Consider the following 16537-nt stretch of genomic DNA (forward strand, 5'->3'; position numbering starts at 1 on the left):
GATTATGTCTGAAATACCGATTGTCGGGGTGCAACAAGCGCACGAGTGGCTTCAAAATGGCGAGGCTGTGATTTTTGATGTGCGTGATCAGGGGGAATATGACGAGGAGCATATTCCGGGCGCTGTTTTGAACCCTTTAAGTATGTTTTCAGTGCAAAATGTTGAACAGATCTGTCAGAACCGAAAAATTATTTTTCAGTGCAAGAGCGGGAAACGGGCGCAAATGGCGTTGGAACGCTATATGAAAGAGGGGCCTTGCGCGCGTGGTGAGAACCATTTGTTTTGTCTGGAGGGTAGTTTGCCAGGCTGGAAGGCAGCTGGGTTGCCGACAGAAAAAGGGCGCAAGGTGATTTCGCTGGAACGTCAGGTCATGAGCGTGTTTCTAGAAAATAATGGCAACACACTAAAACAAAATACAATAAACAAATCAAAAGGTTAGAGTAAAGCTGCTTTTGCCGCAATTCGTTACTTATTGTCCCTTTTTGCCGCCAACTGTCCCACCAGTGTCCCTTGGAATTGGGGTTATGCTTTCAGAGCCTTCTCTACAGCCCCGATATCCTGCCAGCCGATTACATTGAACGCTTCCCGTGTTTGCGAGCTAGAACCGCCATAGATCAGAGTGCCCTGGCCGGATTCTTTGCCAGCGATATCCTGAAATTTCTTCAAGCCATCAAAGAAATCGCTCGCCACAGTCTGGCCAGATTTTATTTCTACCGGGATCAGTTTATCGGCCTGCTCGATCAAAACATCAACCTCATGCCCCTTGTGATCGCGCCAGAAATACAGGTTTGATCCCAAAGCCTGATGATAACGGTATTTGATCAGCTCTGATACAACCCATGTTTCAAACAGCTGCCCGCGCGCCGAATGTGTTGCCAGCTGTTCGGGCGTTTGAATATTTAAAAGCCAGGCTGCAAGGCCTGTATCGTAAAAATACAGCTTGGGTGATTTAATCAGACGCTTGTTAAAATTCTTATGATGGGGCTGCAGCAGATGAATAATATAACTGGCCTCCAATACAGAGACCCATGCCTTGGCGGTGTTATGCGTAATGCCGCAGTCCCCGGCAAGATCGGACAGGTTTAGAAGCTGTCCCGTTCTGGCAGCGCACATGCGGACAAAACGCTGGAACGTGCTTAAATCACGGACATTGATAAGCTGGCGCACGTCCCGCTCGACATAGGTATCGATATAGTTCGCGTGCCAGATACCGGCCTCCAGCTTACGATCATAAATCGGTGGATACAGACCTTTGAACAACAGATCTTCCAGCTTTTTGGGCGCTTTACCCGCCTGCTGTAATTCCTGCAGACTGAACGGCAAAAGTGAAATTTTGGCCGTCCGTCCCGCCAAACTCTGGGATATGCCCGAAATCAGTCCAAATTGCTGAGAGCCGGTCAGGATAAACTGCCCCATCTTCTTATCGGCATCCAGACGGGTTTGCAGGTAGGAAAAGATATCAGGACAACGCTGCACCTCGTCAAGAATGGCGCCTTTGGGATATTGCGCCAGAAAGCCGCGCGGGTCTGTATCGGCGAATTCGCGCATATCGGGATCTTCCAGAGACACATAGGGTTTATCAGAAAATACGGCCTGCGTGAGCGTTGTTTTGCCTGATTGACGCGGCCCGGTCACAACGACAGCCGGATAGCTCTTCGCCAGCTTTTTTAATATTTTCTCTGCGTTACGAGGAATAAAGCTCATAGGGGTAATTTACTGCTATTAGTACAAATTGTCAATTCAATTTACAATTTGTACCAAACCACTTGACCTGCCCCCTATAATTCAGTCCAGTTTTTAGTTAGGCTCAGGACCTATAAACAGGATCGATTAGGGTCCGGACTCACAGCTTAAATCCAGAAACATAAGAGGGAAGCAAGGCATAGAGCGGCGAAGAAGTTTCTGGCGAGTTTGTCGTATCTTGTTGCCACGCGCCGCCAGTCTTTGAGGCGTCCAAACATTCGTTCCACGACATTGCGGTTTTTATACGCGCAAGAAAACCATGGGGCTTGCCCCATGGATGTAGCGCCTCCGGACCAACGAGTCCGGACAAGCGCAGCTTGAATTAGAGTGATACCACGGGCCTTGGCCCGTGGAGGTTCACAGCGTCTCTCGTCGTGCGGGATTTTGATTTTGCGTGTGGCCGTGGAGGGAATGACAGGTTCGATCTTCCGGTTCATTAAAAAGCCGCGAAAATGTCCAGCGTCATACGCTTTATCCGCCAAGAGATATTTTATTGACGGTAATGATCCTGCCAAGGCAACCGCCCCTTTGATATCGGCGCGTTGCCCTTGCGTGATGTACAAAGCCAGCGGACGGCATTTCATATCGCTGATCGCGTACAGCTTGGTGTTGCGTCCGCCACGGCTTATGCCGATCGCCTGAGCATGCGCCCCCCCTTTCCGCCGCCGGCTGATCTGTGCGCTTTGATATGCGTGCTGTCAATCGCCGCCATGTCCCGTTCGTCCGATAACGCGCCAACAATCTCGCGGAACAGATATTGCCAGATGCCGCGCGCAGACCAGCGATTATAACGATTATAAAGGGTGGTGTAAGAACCGTATTCGGACGGCGCATCACGCCAGCGGCAACCCGATTGCAAAACATGAATGATGCCGCTGATCACACGGCGGTCATCCACGCGGGGCTTGCGTCCCCTATCTGGCGGCAAGTGAGGCTTGATCGCTTCCCATTGGGTGTCTGAAAGATAAAAATGACGCATAGTTTGGCTCCTTTCTCAAATCACCAAACCATTGAATCATAAAATTACCTGTGTGTTTAGACCCTAATCTGATAATTCATGATTCACTAATGATGAGAGGAGATTTCATCATGAGAGATTTATATTGGTTATCGGAAGAACAGCTAAAGCTTATCCAGCCTTATTTTCCGCCATCCCGTGGCGTGCCGCGCGTTGATGATCTGCGGGTTGTCAGCGGCATTATTTTTGTCCTCAAGCGGGGTTTGCAATGGCGGGATGCGCCGTCCGAATACGGACCTCACAAGACGCTGTATAACCGTTTTATACGCTGGAGCCGCCTGGGTGTTTTTGACAAAATTTTTACGGCTCTGGCCACACAAAAAGGCCCGCCCGATCAACTGCAAATTGATGCGGCACACCTCAAAGCCCACCACACAGCGGCTTCGCTTCTTAAAAAGGGGATGTTTCCCGCGCTATCGGACGTACAAAAGGCGGCCTGAATTCCAAGCTTCATGCTGTGTGTGATGGCCTTGGCCGCCCTGTTGCCCTGTTCCTGTCCAAAGGCCAAATGAGTGATTACAAAGGCGCGCGATACCTGCTTGATGCTTTACCGAAAGCCAATGTGTTGCTGGCTGATCGTGGGTATGACGCGGACTGGTTCAGGGATGCTCTGCGTGACAAAGGAATTCAACCCTGTATTCCACCGAAGAAAAATCGGAAAGTGAAAATCGAATATGATGAAATGCTCTATAAGCAGCGCCACAAAGTTGAAAATATGTTTGCCAAACTCAAGGATTGGAGACGGATATCAACACGTTACGACCGATGCGCACATACTTTTATGGCGGCTATCACCATCGCTGCGATCGTCATATGGTGGATTTAATGAGTCCTGAGCCTAAGAAACATATACGTGTCTTTAATCTCTCAAAGCATGAAGAAGTGCTCGAGGCCATCTGCACATATAAATGCGTTGTTATCCGCAACATACCGTCCGAGTAAAATTCAGTCTAAGCTAGCTGGCTTTGCTATAAACTGCCCCATATCCATCGCCCCAGGCATAAGAGATCAACCCATCCCTTAAATTAATCTCTTCTTTAAGAAGTTTGCTCAAAGCATCGTATAAGTCGCGAATATCAACAATACCGGCAACATGGTCTCCATCCATTACGGGCAATGTACGAAAACTGTTTTCTGTCATAAGGAGTAATGCCTCGGTAAAGGGCGCATCAATAGAAATCGTAACAGGATCAGAGGTCATAATTTTATCAACCGTCGTTTCATCAACATTACGGCGAGCGCCAACGGCTTTTTCGACAATATCTTGTTCAGTAACAATACCTATGAGTTTTTCTTTTTCATCAAGGACGACAGCGGCGCTGGTGTGGTGTTCCGGCATTTGACAGGCCACATTGCGGATCAGATCATTAGGGGAAACCCTCAAATACTGATTCTGAGAGACAAGCTCGTGTAGCGGTTTTGTTTTATTTGGCATGGTTTTTTCCCTTTCATGATTCTATAGGCATGATTTTATCAGAAAGCATTGCAAGAAAAACTATCTTTCACCCCGATCACGTTGATTTTTGAATTCTTCAATAAAGCTTCCCGCAAGGATACCCGCAGGCAGGGCGACAATGGCTACACCGATGAGTGCGATAATGCCTGCGCAAAGTTTGCCTAAAGCTGTGATTGGATAAACATCGCCATAGCCAACCGTGGTTAAGGTGGCCACAGCCCACCAGATGGCCCGCGGTATGCTGCCAAAGCCCTCCGGCTGGGCATCACTTTCTACAAAGTATAAAAGTACGGCGCTGAGATAGAGAAAAAACAAGGAAGCGCAAAAGGTCACAACAAGTTCGCGCCAGCTTTTGCGGATGGAATTGACAACCATCTTGATTGAGCTAGAGTAACGCCCCAGCTTTAACAGTCGTAAAATACGCACAACACGAACAATGCGTAACCAATAGGTGCTGGTATCGCCAATGAAGATCAGCGTAGGCAGGAAGGCAACTAGATCAATAAGGGCCAGGGGTGTTAGGGCGAATTTGAGCCGCCCCCATTTCCCCTGAAATTTCGGATTTTCGACGCATGTCCAGACCCGCAAACCGTATTCAATGCCGAATAAAACCGCAACAATCATATTGATCACCGTCAGCGTGGTTTCGAATTTGGATTGGAAAGACAGCTCGGTTTCCAGTGTAAATAAAATCAGGCTGAACAGGATCAAAATAAGGATCAGGTGAGTTACTGGCGAGGGTTTTGGTTTGTCCCATGCGCTGGGGACCAAGTGCTTATAGACCAGGTGGCGGTCTTTTATTTTGTGTAAATCCCAGTGTTCCATTGTAAGAATCCTGCATGTCTCCTAATAATCAGACTATATTAACTTATAAATTAATATAGTATTTTAAGCCAGTTACATGAGAGCAATTGCGTACGCTATTTTATGCAGCCTTTTCCTTATGGCAGGATATGCTTCCGCGTGGGCGGATGGTGTCGATTACAATTTTTCGATTACCGGCATCGAAGACGAAAAACTGGAATCCAGGCTAAAAGAACGCTCTTTGCTTGTTTCACTGGCGGATAAAAAACCAGCCAATATGGCGGCACTAAACAGGCGCATTAAATCCGATCTCAAAAGCTTTAAAATCGTTATGCAGGAGCATGGCTATTTTGGCGCGTCCTTGAAGCAGGATATAACGGAGGACAGCGGCAAGAAAAAAGTGACGCTCACCATAGATAAGGGCGCGTTATATACAATTGAAAATTTTGATATTGAATGGGGTGGGGAGCAAAAGCCTGATGTTGAAGCTATTTCTTCCTTGGCGTTTCCTTTAAACCAAACGGCTTTACCGGAAACCTTGCTGGATGCAGAGCAGCAGCTTTTTAATGCACTCATGCAAAACGGCTATTACGAACCGCAATCCAAAGGCAAAGAACTACGCGTACATCACAACAAGCAGAGCGTTTCTGTTCGCCTGTCCATTGTCCCCGGCCCCAAGGCCGTTTTTGGTGCCACCGATATTACAGGTTTTAAAAGGCTGGAAGAGCCATTTGTACGGCGGCGGATTGCGTGGAATGAAGGCGAGGTTTTTAACATTGAGAAAATCGCCCGCACCCGCAAAAAACTCAACCGTAGCGGCGTGATTTCAAATACCGAAGTGCAATATGGTGAGGTCACGAGAGGAAACGCATTACCAGTTACGTTAGCTGTGAAGGAGGGCAAGCATCGAAGTGTTGGCGCAGGCGTGGCCTATTCAACAACGCTGGAGCTGGTGGGAAATGTATTTTGGGAGCACCGTAATCTCTTTGGCGGAGCGGAGAAATTCAGGGTCAAACTGGAAGGCGGGACGCAGACTTACGGCTTGAGTGCTAATTTGAACAAGCCTGACCTTTGGGGCAATGAAAAGCTGGGTTGGCAAAATTCAGTTGTGTTTAAACGCGAGCTTCTTGAAGCCTTTGACAAAGATACTGCAACCTACGGCACGACGCTAAATTATAAATACTCCGGTACATCGGCCATTTCCGGTGGTTTTACAATTGAACAAAACCGCATTGAGGAAGGTGGCGAGGATAAGGAAAGCTTCACAATGGTCTCTGTGCCGCTCACCTACCGGTATGATAATACCAATGATGCACTCGATCCACGGGAAGGTTTGCGTTTTAACGTTGGGATAACGCCGTATCAGGTTTTAAATGAGCAAAACAGTTTTGTGGTCACTAGCACAGGCGCCAGCCACTATTTACCGCTGGGTGAAAATTTTGTCTGGGCCAATCGGGCGCGTGCTGCCGTTATTCATGGTCAGCGTTTGGAAGATGTTCCCGCAGATAAAAGGCTCTATGCGGGTGGCGGCGGTTCGGTGCGCGGTTATGGGTATCAGCTTTTGGGGCCGCTCGATGCCGAAAACGACCCCACGGGCGGGCGCATGGCCTTTGAAGTAGGGACGGAAGGCCGGGTCAAGGTAACAGAAGATATAGAGCTTATTGGGTTCATTGAAGGCGGGCGCGTAAGCGAGGATATGGAATTTAACAGTGATGCCGATTTTTTCTGGAGCGCAGGCGGTGGCGTGCGTTATCACACGCCCATTGGCCCGTTGCGCTTTGATCTGGCCGTGCCGCTGGATAAGCGCGACGTGGACAATGAGTTTCAGTTTTATATCAGCATAGGACAGGCGTTTTAGATGAAAAGAGCCGCTTTAAAATTTCTGATATGGGCCGCAGGGACAACCCTGCTATTAGCTACTCTTGTTATTCTAGCCGGAGCCTTGGGGCTTTCATGGCTGGGTGGCAGCGAGAGCGGCCGCAACTGGATTGCCGGTCAGATAAGTGCCTTGGCAAGTTCTGAGGACTTGACCGTCGAGATTAATGGTATTCAAACGCTCAACAGCCGCCATGTGGCTGTTTCCAGTATTGCCCTTAAAGATCAAGGCGGCGCATTTGCGACGCTTAAAAATGTTGAGATTGATTTTGTGGCCGAGCATTTGCTGGCCGGTAACCTGCATATTAATCGTATTGGTGTTAAAGAGGCTTCATTGAGCCGTCTTCTCCCCGAAGGCGAAGAAGGTAAAGCTACAAATGCATTTCCTGATATTCCCGATCTGCATATTGAAAGTTTAAACATTGAAAACATAAATCTTGCACCTGAGATCACGGGAAAAAGCGAGATGTTGGCACTGGATGGAACGCTTTTGCTTTCGCCTGTACTGCATAAAAACCACATAAGTTTGCAGCTGGAGGATAAAAATACAGCCAACTTAATGGCTGATATAACCTTTGCGCCGGAAGTAGATGATTTAAAACTACAGGCTTCGATCAAGGATAACGGACAAGGATTATTGGCTCGTCTGAGCGGTTTACCCCTGATTGATGTATCACTTGAAGGTGCCGGCTCTCTGGAGAATTGGGAAGGGCAACTGCAAGCCACAACCGGCGAAGCGTTTAAAACCGAAGGACAAGTGGTTTTGAATCTGAAAGCAAAGCAGCCTGTCCTGACTTTGGCGGGCAAAACTCAATATGAAGGGTATAAAGCCGATGGTGATGCAACCCTAACATTTGATCATAAGACCGAAAAGCTGGATTTTGTTTTCAGTGGCGATTTTGAGGAAGAAGATTATGCATTGCGCGGTTTATCTCTAAGAGGACAGGCAAAACCTGAAAAGACGTTTTTTGGAGCAGGACATGGAACTGTAAATCTCTCTTGCACCGGCAACACCCAAAATGTTGTTGATCTGGAAACAGTTGAAAATATTGACCTTTTAACGGGCGCAGTTTTTGAGGCGCAAGGGCGCATAAAAGGCGATCAGATTGACATTACGGCCAGCCGGATTAAAACAGATCGCTTTAATCTTACAGCAACCGGCATTGTTGATTTGGAAAGCAATCAGACCAAACTGGCGACAAAAACTGATGTTGCCGATCTAAGTTGGCTTTCATCCGATTTTACAGGCTCAAGCACCATTCAAGCGCAAATCAGCGGCAGCGTAGAGCCGCTTGATTTGAAAGCCCCTGTGCAAATTACAACGCAGAATTTCAAGACCGTATGGCCTGATGTGAATGAGGCTTTGGGTATAACGCCGAGCGCGAAGGCTGATCTGTCTTATACGGATAAGCTTGGAATCAAGAACGGGGTTTTAAAAGGGGCAAAGCTTAAGGCGCTGAATTTTTCAGGCACGATTGGTGATAGTCAAACCAGGCTTAACATGGCCATGAACTATTTCGAGCATGACATCAAAATGGTTTTGAATATCAAAGGCGGTGATCTTGTTTTTGATCCCATTACGATCACGGGCGATTTAGGTAAACTAAATGGGAATGCCACATACAATCTAGATCAAGAAAAAGTGCAGGCTGCACTGACGTTGAAGCCGGATAATAACAATACATTTTCGGCCAAACTTTCCGGCCAGTCTGAAAGCCTGTCTTATACAGGAGATTGGCGTGGCGAAGGGGCATATCCGTTTACCTTCAAATATGAAGGGGCAATTGATAATCAGCAAAATACAGTTGTTAAACTCTCTAAATTTTCCGGTGATTACGGGCCCAACCGTTTGGCCTTGAAAAACCCTGCTATCCTTACTTTTAAGGAAGGCGGCGCAGAGGTTGATAATCTTGCTTTTGGCCTCAATGACGGTATGTTAGGTGCTTTCGGAAAATTTAGCGCGAAGGAATTTTCGGTCACGCTCAAAGCGAATAATCTGCCTGCCAATCTCAATGTTTTTCCTTTTGTTTTTGATGGACGCTTTGCCGGAGATATAAGCCTGTTCGGCCCCTATGCTAGCCCTGTAGGAAAAGCGCAGTTTGATTTAAAACGCATTGCCATTCCCGGCATTGATGAGGCGGAAAACCGCTATGTGGACGGTACGCTGAGCGCCAGCTATAAAAACCATGTTATCACGGCGCAAACCGATCTCAGCGGTCCGGCAGAATTAAAATTCAAAGCCAAAGTTACTCTGCCCCTGACAATTTCGCCGTTGGTTATTCCTTTTGATAAGCCAGTCAGCGGCAATGTAAATGCGAGTGTTGATCTCAAGGCTTTATCTTTGTTGCTTGGTCTTGATGAGCACAGCATTACAGGACGCAGCACACTTGATGTATCATTATCTGGAACTCTCAATAAACCAGCTATTACGGGCAAGGGAAATTTGCGAAACGGAACGTATGAGAATTTATTGCTCGGCACACGATTTAAAGACATTACAGGTGAAGTTACAGCGAGCGAAAACCGTTTGAGCCTTAAAAATCTTGAAGGCCGTGATACCAATGGCGGGATATTCACCGGCAGCGGCCATATTGATTTCAGGAATATCCGCGACCCGCAATATCAGTTTGCGCTGGAAACAAAAACCTTGCAGCTTGTGAACACCGATCGCATGGGTGTCACCGCAAGCGGTCAGCTTAAAACGGCCGGGGATATGGACAAGGCCGAGGTTAAGGGGCAGGTTATGATCAATCAGGCGGAATATTATATCTCACAACTGGTCAGCACCAGTTCACTCAGTAGCTTTACGATCATTGAAGAAAACGGCAATGGGGATGAAGGTGCAAACACTCAGGAGAAACAAAATGGTCCGGATGTAATGCTAAATATTGGCATTGAAGCGAATAATAACGTCTATGTGCGCGGCCCTGATCTTGAAACGGAATGGAGCGGTAAGCTGAATGTCACGGGCACAGCCAAGGAGCTGGAGATTAAAGGTGGCCTGTCTCTGGTGCGCGGCAGGTTTCAGCTTCTTGATACGCCTGTGCAGCTTTCAAAGGGCAATGTACGTTTTGCCGGGGATGATCCGGCTAACCCTGACATAGATGTATCGGGTACGATCAAGGGGCGCGATATGGACGCCATTCTCAAAATAACAGGTGAGACCAAAGCCCCTGAAATCGGTCTCCAATCCGAACCGCCTCTGCCGGAAGATGAAATTCTGGCCAAAACCCTGTTCGGCAAGTCGGTCAGTCAGCTTTCGCCTGTGCAAGCCTTACGCATCGCGCAGCTTATGGCTTATCTCTCCGGACGGCAGGAAGCATCTTTTGATCCGCTGAATGATATTCGCCGCGCTATTGGTATAGATACGCTCAGTGTCGGCATGGATGATGAGAAAGGTGCAACACTATCTATCGGCAAATACGTCAACGACAGGGTCTATATTGGGGTCGATCAGGGCACGACACCGGGCAGTTCAGCTGTACGGGCAGAAATTGAAGTCACAGACGATATTGAAGTGGAAACCAAGACAAATTCTACCAACGAGAGTAGCGTGGGTGTAAACTGGAAGAAAGATTATTAGGGATATGTGGGTGCGTGCCGAAAACGTTTTTGCGGCAATTGTCGAAACGCGTTATTTTTTTGCCGCGCAGAAAATCATCGTCGAGCGCAGGCTCACCTGCTTCTACCACCACCCCGTAATGTCTGAAAATTCCATATAATGGAACATAGACCACATCACCTACTTGAAAGTTATATTGATTTATCATTTGACGTTTGGCCTTACCTGTTGTATTTTAAAGTATATATTCAAAATACGCATAAATGAGAAATAATGCAACCAGAAACTTCATATCCTGCGATAATAGGCCGCATTCTTGAGCACCATAGGAAAGAAGCTGGCTATGATCAGGGGGATATTGCAGAGGCTTTAGGGCTTACGCAATCTGCTTGGTCACGAATTGAGCGAGGACAATCAGGTCTATCGTTAGAATATCTTGTTAGGTTCAGCGAAATAATAAAAACCGAGCCCCATAAAATTGTTGAAGATGCGGATTATGCTTCCAAAAGAATTAAAGCTGATGGGGTTATGGTTCACCCGCATGTAATCACGAATACCGATAAGGTCGTTGCGGCTTTAAGCTTAGCTGCGTTGGGTATGATGATTTTTGCGATATTGAAAAAATGAGGGCATAAAAATGAAAGCTGTAATACTCGCAAGAATATCAAGCAAAGAGCAACGGGATGGACATTCGCTTGATGCCCAGATTAAAAACCTGAAGCTACCCCTATCTATTCCGAGGGTTGATTAAATGCGCTGTATCAGGCCGACAAGTCACCTGTGACCTTAAAAAGGGCAAATCGTCTATTTGATTGTTAGAGACCCAGAGAACCATAAAAAGAAGCTGTGGATCAAAGAGCGCGATGTTCTGGAGCAGATAGAAGCTGTCTTTGCCTCTATTCAGGTTCCCAAAGCTTATCTATTTGCGGGGTTAACCGGGAATTGCATGCTTAAGCGTTTTTTGTCGCTGATGCCCTATAATCGGTAGTTTTTAACCTCGGCCACGGTAATTCGGTACATCCTGGGCGGGAATCCAGATATCTTTTGGCTCTTCACCGGTCTGATAGAAAATATCAATCGGGATGCCTCCGCGTGGGTACCAATAACCACCGAGGCGCAGCCATTTTGCTTGTGTTGTTTCCTGGAGGCGTTTGGCAATTGAGATCGTGCAGGCCTCATGGAAATCACCGTGATTGCGGTAAGATGTTAGGAACAGTTTGAGGGATTTGCTCTCGACCAGCCAGTCGCCTGGCACGTAATCGAGCACGAGATGGGCAAAGTCGGGCTGACCGGTGAGTGGGCAGATCGATGTGAATTCGGGCGCTGTGAAACGCACGGCATAGCCAACGTCTTTGTGCGGGTTGGGAACGCGCTCAAGCACTGCTTTATCGGGGCTGACGGGGATTTTGCTTTCACCACCGAGTTGAGTGAGGTTTTGGTAAATAGTTTTATCGGTCATGGTTTAAACTCCTCGTTTATTGCCCCAGAGCATGACATGCAGTTGGGGCAGGACGTGCGCGTTGGTATTATCATTCGTGACTTTTTCAGCCAGCCATTCAAGGCGGGCGTTCAGGCCTGGCAGGTCGGCGGGGCCTTCGGTTTTGTGATTTCCGGGTTGAAGGTAAAGCGGTAAATCGGGATAGTGTGCGGCAGCCTCTTTAGCGTAGGCGTAATCAATTTCATCAAAAATGACTATTTTGAGAGCGATTTGCGGTTTATTGCTGGCAGCTTTCAGGCATTCATCAAACTTGTCCCAGTTGGTGTCATGGCCGCTGGAGGGGGGTTTGGGGGATAGGGTCAGGACGTCGAGATCGGTGAACCAGTTCTGGGCGATTGTTCCTTGGGTTTCCATGGCAAAGCGGTAGCCTTGTTCATGGCCGAGAGTGATGAGTGGGTCGAGTGGCTGGATGGCCGGGTTACCACCAGAGAGCGTGACCATCATAGGCTGGTCTTCGCTCAGACGTGTAATTTCATTCATGATCTCTTTGGCGTTCATGGGCTTCCAGTCATGGCGATAAACGCTGTCAACTGCGTGAAGCGTGTCGCACCATGTGCAGCGGTAATCGCAACCGCCGGTGCGCACAAAGACGGTTGGCTGACCAATAAGCGCGCCTTCGCCCTGGATTGTCGGGCCGAAAATTTCGCTTATTCTAATGTTTTCGTTCATTGTTCTTACTCTGTTATTGCGAGGAGGCTGAAAGCCGATGCGGCAATCCATCTACGGAGTTGGATTGCTTCGCTGGCGCTCGCAATGACGGTTAAATAGTTTTTCATGAGCGGTATTCCGCGCTGGTTTTTGGGGTTTCCTTTACGCGCACGGCGGAGACTTCCGGCCATTTATCTTTGCACCAGTCATAGAAATGTTTAGCGATCCTTTCGGCGGTGGTGTTGTTTTCACTCAGCACGTCGTTGAGGTGGCGGTGGTCGATTTCTTCATCGATGTATTTTTTGAGTGCATCAAGTTCGCGGTAATCATGGACAAATCCGGTGGAATTCAACTTCTCACTTTGTAATTCGACTTCGACAACATAGTTGTGTCCGTGCAAACGTGCGCAAGGGTGATCATCTGCAAGACCGTGTAAAATATGAGAGGCGGAGAAGTGGTATTCTTTTGATATTGTGTACATCAGGCGCCACTTTCTTTTTTGATGCGACACGTTTCGATCCAAAAATCCGGGTCTTCATATCCTGTAGGGTCATTAATGCCCGCGATGTTAAAAGCCTCCTGGCGCTCAACGCAAGTTCCGCAGCGGCCACAGTGAATTTTTCCGCCTTTATAACAAGACCATGTTTCGATAAACGGAACGCCGAGCCGTGTACCTTCGGCGACAATATCGGCTTTGGTTTTGTCAAGAAAAGGTGTGTAAAGTTCAATGTTTGAGACTCCTGCAAGAGCTTCATTTTGCATGGCGGCGAAGGCTTTGATAAAGCTGGGGCGGCAATCAGGATAGATGAAATGATCGCCGCCATGCACGGCGGTGGCAACGGCGTCATCCTTGTTTGCCGAGGCGATGCCATAGGCGATGGTGAGCATGATGGCATTGCGGTTGGGGACAATGGTGATCTTCATTGAGTTTTCCGCATAATGTCCGTCAGGAACGGTAACATCGTCGGTCAGGGCTGATCCGGTAAGCGCAGCGCCGACAGCGGAAATGTCGATGATGTGATGAGGCACACCCAGAGCACGCGCGTGATGCGCGGCGCATTTCAGTTCTTTTTTATGGCGCTGGCCGTAATCGAACGAAATTAAACGGGTGAGGGTACGCTGTTTAGCCGTTTTATAAGCCAAAGTGATGGAATCGAGCCCGCCGGAGCAGATTACGGCTGTTTTCATATTATTAAGTCCTTGTTTTGTTTAACCGGGTAGGAAATCTTCGACCGGTGGGCGGCTTATAGCACTTCAATCTGGAAAAGGGAAGAGAAAGCCTGGAAATTTTGTTGATGCTTATTGATAAATTTCTATAAAGCTTTAAAGTCCTTTTTTATGAATGTAGTTGTTGATAGTGAAAAACGTAGAAGCGTTTTTTCTTTTTTAAAAAAACCTGGCAAGCAGGTTTTTTGGCTTTGGATCGTCTATCAGACTATCAAGGGGACGTTGACGCTGTCTTTGATCTGGATTCCTTTATTCTGGCTTTGGATGAATTCCTAAATCTATTCTATACGTGCAGGCTGATAATCTTTCAGGCAGACAAAGCCGTTTTGTGCGGCAACAAGCGTTTCGCGGCTGAGGCGTGCGGCAATAGTGCCGGGCGGCAATGCGTGATCTTCTTTCCAGACATCCAGATTGTAAACCACCCAGAGCTGCTCATCAAAGCTGGCAAGACTGCCGAAGTTACCGAAGGCGCGGGCGGTGCGCGCGATGTTTTCAATACTTTCGTTCCAGTTCAGAAGGCGATCATGATCGCTAGGGGGCTTTATTGTGGTTGCTTTGTTTTCATCCTGTACAGAGGCGTTATTCCACAATTCAGGTAGGTTTGTGAAAAGATTACTTACCAGTTCAGGTGCGCGCAGGGCGATTTTGGCGCTGTAGGTTTCGACGCTTTCATTTGGGGAAAGATTGACCTTTTCTTGTAAGAGAATATCACCGGCATCAAAGTCTTGCGTCATTTTATGGGCGGTCAGTCCGGCGGCATCGATCATGTTTTCCAGGATGATGCGCGGGATGGGCATAAGGCCACGGGCTTTGGGCAAATATGTTGGATGCAGGTTTACAGCGTAGGCGCGGGCCGGATCGATGGGCGGGATTTTGTAGGGGTAGCCAGCGGCAAAGAAAAGCTCGACGCCTTTATCAAGAAAGGGATTGAGGTGGAAATCTTCGGCTTTTGAGATAATGAACGGAACGTTTCGTTTCTGAGCGAGGGCCTGGCATTGCCGATTAAAATTGAAAATATTGTCGCATTCGAAGCTGAAAATACCGGTGAGTTCGTGACCTTCATCCAAGGCTCTTTGGATGGCAGGCAGCATAAAATCATAACCGAAATACACAAATTTCATGCTATGAGTATTGATGATGCCCGGGGATGTTACAAGCTTGATTTACAGGTCTTGACCCTAGGCTTTGTCATCAAAGAGGCGGAAGAGTTCTTCACTGAGCTCGGAGGCGGCTTCAATGGTTTTGATGTTGGCTTTGTATTGAATCTTTGCCAGATTGAGATTGACTGCTTCTTCGGCCAGATCAACATTAGGCATACCGATGAGGCCTTCGTTATTGGCAAATGGTGAATCCGGGGCATAGGCCGGGACGAAGGGATCGTTTTTGGGTACGAATGTGCTGGTCACCCCTTGGCCATTGCCTTCATTATCTGTTTGCGCGGTTTGCTGCGCGCGCAGAGGTGTATAGGGCATTTGCTCGCCTTCTTCCAGCGAGCCGGTGGTTTGCAAATTGGCAATATTGGACGCGCTGGCGGTGAGTTGTTTATTCGCCGCCGCTAAACCGGAAAGTGCAATGTTAATTGGTCCAATCATATCTAGTATTATAGCATGAAAAACGTTAAAATCGTCTTGAAATCCAGCATTTTTGCTGTTTTCCTGCCGTTTTATATGCCTCTTAATATGAAGGATGAATTATGCGTTTTATAAAGGTTTTTCAACTTGTTATGTTTTTTTTGCTTGGCGTATCGGTTAATGCCGGGATGGGCTTTGCACGTGATTCTATTTGGGGGGCGCCGCAAGATTATACTGTGCGTCCGTTCTTGGAAGAAGCTAAATTGCCGCATAATTCACGCTGGGCTGATGATGAATGGAGTCCGCAGGATTGGATTGATTCGCGTGGCGGTAGTGTTGTCGCGGTCGTTGATGGTTTTTATAGGGCCGATATTGTGGTTGATCAATATGTTGATGATGATGTGCCTGTACTTGAAGTTGGGCAGGGGTTTCTGGACCTGGGCGCGCAGGACCAGCGCCGCGTTGTTGCCTTTATGGATGAGGTGTTTGGTGTTACAAAATTTGCAACGCCGGGTATTATTCTTGTTCTTTTTCATCGTCAGGATAAAAGCTGGCTTCATGGCTTGATAGAAGGCGATACTGAGCGGATTGGGGTTTTTGATGCTAATGGTTTGCAGTTACAGTAAGAATTCCTAATTTATAGGCACGTAAAAACCAAGGGGCTTGCCCCGTGGATGGAGTGCGTCCAGTATCTTCTTCATGCGATTAAGGAAGCAAGGCCACTGTGCGTACAAATGCGAATACCATCTGGTTTTGACCAGCAAGTACCGGCGTAAAATTTTCAATGAAGGATCATTTGCCTATCTGCGGGAATTGATAACGAGTTTTCATGAGATGTTGCCTGAGGTTGAAGTGTTGGAGATCAATCACGATGTTGATTATGTGCACCTGCTGTTATCAATTCCCCCCAAGATGCGTGTCAGTGATGTGGTGCGAACGTTCAAATCATACACAGGCCGTCTTATGAAGAAAAGGTTTGAGTATATGCGCAAAGCATATTGGGGCGCAGATGGCATATGGTCCGACGGTTATTTTGTCAGCACAGTGGGCATCGGTGAGAGTGTTATTAAGCGCTATATTCAAAACCAGGGAGAAGAAGATACTGGACAAGCGCAGCTTGAACTAAAGTGATACC

Annotated in this window: 17 protein-coding genes and 1 pseudogene; 8 read left to right on the forward strand and 10 right to left on the reverse strand. The window is 47.6% G+C overall.

The genetic code is table 11. The annotated features are described in order from the left end of the window. Positions 1-4 precede the first annotated feature (4 nt). Positions 5-439 (forward strand): rhodanese-like domain-containing protein, encoded by a 435-nt coding sequence (locus H6859_10415; protein USO05523.1) that lies wholly within the window; start codon positions 5-7, stop codon positions 437-439. 83 nt (positions 440-522) lie between these two features. On the opposite strand, the gene H6859_10420 is transcribed toward H6859_10415, so the two are convergent. Both H6859_10420 and H6859_10425 read right to left on the reverse strand, forming a co-directional pair. Next, positions 523-1704, reverse strand: coding sequence for an ATP-binding protein (locus H6859_10420; GenBank protein ID USO05524.1), 1182 nt, complete (start codon positions 1702-1704; stop codon positions 523-525). A 146-nt stretch (positions 1705-1850) separates the two neighbouring features. Beyond that, positions 1851-2722 (reverse strand): annotated as a pseudogene (locus H6859_10425) (IS5 family transposase). Between the two features lie 110 nt (positions 2723-2832). Between H6859_10425 and H6859_10430 the strand changes: the two are divergent. Then, positions 2833-3587, forward strand: a protein-coding gene (locus H6859_10430) for an IS5 family transposase (GenBank protein ID USO05525.1) whose coding sequence is annotated in 2 segments (ribosomal slippage) — positions 2833-3166 and positions 3166-3587 — 756 coding nt in all. Because the reading frame shifts where the segments join, the coding sequence is not laid out codon by codon here. A 129-nt stretch (positions 3588-3716) separates the two neighbouring features. On the opposite strand, the gene H6859_10435 is transcribed toward H6859_10430, so the two are convergent. Beyond that, entirely contained in the window at positions 3717-4196 is a 480-nt protein-coding gene (locus H6859_10435) for a CBS domain-containing protein (GenBank protein USO05526.1), read from the reverse strand. Positions 4197-4256: 60 nt separating this feature from the next. After that, entirely contained in the window at positions 4257-5042 is a 786-nt protein-coding gene (locus H6859_10440; protein USO05527.1) for an ion transporter, read from the reverse strand. Positions 5043-5160: 118 nt separating this feature from the next. Between H6859_10440 and H6859_10445 the strand changes: the two genes are divergently transcribed. The 4 genes from H6859_10445 (at position 5161) to H6859_10460 (ending at position 11446) form a co-directional block, all read left to right on the forward strand. Further along, the gene (locus tag H6859_10445; GenBank protein USO05528.1) at positions 5161-6879 is read left to right on the forward strand and encodes a BamA/TamA family outer membrane protein; all 1719 of its coding nucleotides are present in this window, start codon (positions 5161-5163) and stop codon (positions 6877-6879) included. Further along, on the forward strand, positions 6880-10479 hold the full coding sequence (locus H6859_10450) for a translocation/assembly module TamB domain-containing protein (GenBank protein ID USO05529.1): 3600 nt from the start codon (positions 6880-6882) through the stop codon (positions 10477-10479). Positions 10480-10731: 252 nt separating this feature from the next. Beyond that, positions 10732-11085, forward strand: a complete 354-nt coding sequence (locus H6859_10455; GenBank protein ID USO05530.1) for a helix-turn-helix transcriptional regulator — start codon at positions 10732-10734, stop codon at positions 11083-11085. Between the two features lie 181 nt (positions 11086-11266). After that, positions 11267-11446, forward strand: a complete 180-nt coding sequence (locus H6859_10460; GenBank protein ID USO05531.1) for a hypothetical protein — start codon at positions 11267-11269, stop codon at positions 11444-11446. 3 nt (positions 11447-11449) lie between these two features. Here H6859_10460 and queF read toward each other — a convergent pair whose 3' ends face one another. The 6 genes from queF to H6859_10490 form a co-directional block, all read right to left on the reverse strand. Next, the gene (gene queF, locus H6859_10465; GenBank protein ID USO05532.1) at positions 11450-11917 is read right to left on the reverse strand and encodes an NADPH-dependent 7-cyano-7-deazaguanine reductase QueF; all 468 of its coding nucleotides are present in this window, start codon (positions 11915-11917) and stop codon (positions 11450-11452) included. Between the two features lie 3 nt (positions 11918-11920). Continuing rightward, on the reverse strand, positions 11921-12625 hold the full coding sequence (gene queE / locus H6859_10470) for a 7-carboxy-7-deazaguanine synthase QueE (protein USO05533.1): 705 nt from the start codon (positions 12623-12625) through the stop codon (positions 11921-11923). 103 nt (positions 12626-12728) lie between these two features. Next, the gene (gene queD, locus H6859_10475; GenBank protein ID USO05534.1) at positions 12729-13085 is read right to left on the reverse strand and encodes a 6-carboxytetrahydropterin synthase QueD; all 357 of its coding nucleotides are present in this window, start codon (positions 13083-13085) and stop codon (positions 12729-12731) included. Then, on the reverse strand, positions 13085-13792 hold the full coding sequence (gene queC / locus H6859_10480) for a 7-cyano-7-deazaguanine synthase QueC (protein USO05535.1): 708 nt from the start codon (positions 13790-13792) through the stop codon (positions 13085-13087). The genes queD and queC overlap by 1 nt, the downstream gene beginning before the upstream one ends. 317 nt (positions 13793-14109) lie before the next feature. Continuing rightward, positions 14110-14952, reverse strand: coding sequence for a hypothetical protein (locus H6859_10485; protein ID USO05536.1), 843 nt, complete (start codon positions 14950-14952; stop codon positions 14110-14112). 57 nt (positions 14953-15009) lie between these two features. After that, positions 15010-15423 carry a flagellar biosynthesis protein FlgC gene (locus tag H6859_10490; GenBank protein ID USO05537.1) on the reverse strand — a complete coding sequence of 138 codons (414 nt, stop codon included), beginning with the start codon at positions 15421-15423 and terminating at the stop codon, positions 15010-15012. 131 nt (positions 15424-15554) lie between these two features. Here H6859_10490 and H6859_10495 point away from each other — a divergent pair, with 131 nt between their 5' ends. Both H6859_10495 and tnpA read left to right on the forward strand, forming a co-directional pair. Further along, positions 15555-16028, forward strand: a complete 474-nt coding sequence (locus tag H6859_10495; GenBank protein ID USO05538.1) for a hypothetical protein — start codon at positions 15555-15557, stop codon at positions 16026-16028. A gap of 73 nt (positions 16029-16101) precedes the next feature. Further along, positions 16102-16533, forward strand: a complete 432-nt coding sequence (gene tnpA, locus H6859_10500; GenBank protein USO05539.1) for an IS200/IS605 family transposase — start codon at positions 16102-16104, stop codon at positions 16531-16533. The last annotated feature ends 4 nt before the right edge of the window (positions 16534-16537 follow it).

This window comes from Rhodospirillales bacterium, from assembly GCA_023898785.1.
GTDB lineage: Bacteria > Pseudomonadota > Alphaproteobacteria > Micavibrionales > Micavibrionaceae > TMED27.

Coding starts and splice junctions, on each gene's coding strand:
- H6859_10445 (USO05528.1), top strand. CDS start 5,161: ATGGCAGGATATGCTTCCGCGTGGGCGGATGGTGTCGATTACAATTTT.
- queF (USO05532.1), bottom strand. CDS start 11,917: ATGACCGATAAAACTATTTACCAAAACCTCACTCAACTCGGTGGTGAA.
- H6859_10415 (USO05523.1), top strand. CDS start 5: ATGTCTGAAATACCGATTGTCGGGGTGCAACAAGCGCACGAGTGGCTT.
- H6859_10450 (USO05529.1), top strand. CDS start 6,880: ATGAAAAGAGCCGCTTTAAAATTTCTGATATGGGCCGCAGGGACAACC.
- H6859_10485 (USO05536.1), bottom strand. CDS start 14,952: ATGAAATTTGTGTATTTCGGTTATGATTTTATGCTGCCTGCCATCCAA.
- H6859_10420 (USO05524.1), bottom strand. CDS start 1,704: ATGAGCTTTATTCCTCGTAACGCAGAGAAAATATTAAAAAAGCTGGCG.
- queD (USO05534.1), bottom strand. CDS start 13,085: ATGTACACAATATCAAAAGAATACCACTTCTCCGCCTCTCATATTTTA.
- queC (USO05535.1), bottom strand. CDS start 13,792: ATGAAAACAGCCGTAATCTGCTCCGGCGGGCTCGATTCCATCACTTTG.
- H6859_10495 (USO05538.1), top strand. CDS start 15,555: ATGTTTTTTTTGCTTGGCGTATCGGTTAATGCCGGGATGGGCTTTGCA.
- H6859_10440 (USO05527.1), bottom strand. CDS start 5,042: ATGGAACACTGGGATTTACACAAAATAAAAGACCGCCACCTGGTCTAT.
- queE (USO05533.1), bottom strand. CDS start 12,625: ATGAACGAAAACATTAGAATAAGCGAAATTTTCGGCCCGACAATCCAG.
- tnpA (USO05539.1), top strand. CDS start 16,102: ATGCGATTAAGGAAGCAAGGCCACTGTGCGTACAAATGCGAATACCAT.
- H6859_10435 (USO05526.1), bottom strand. CDS start 4,196: ATGCCAAATAAAACAAAACCGCTACACGAGCTTGTCTCTCAGAATCAG.
- H6859_10455 (USO05530.1), top strand. CDS start 10,732: ATGCAACCAGAAACTTCATATCCTGCGATAATAGGCCGCATTCTTGAG.
- H6859_10490 (USO05537.1), bottom strand. CDS start 15,423: ATGATTGGACCAATTAACATTGCACTTTCCGGTTTAGCGGCGGCGAAT.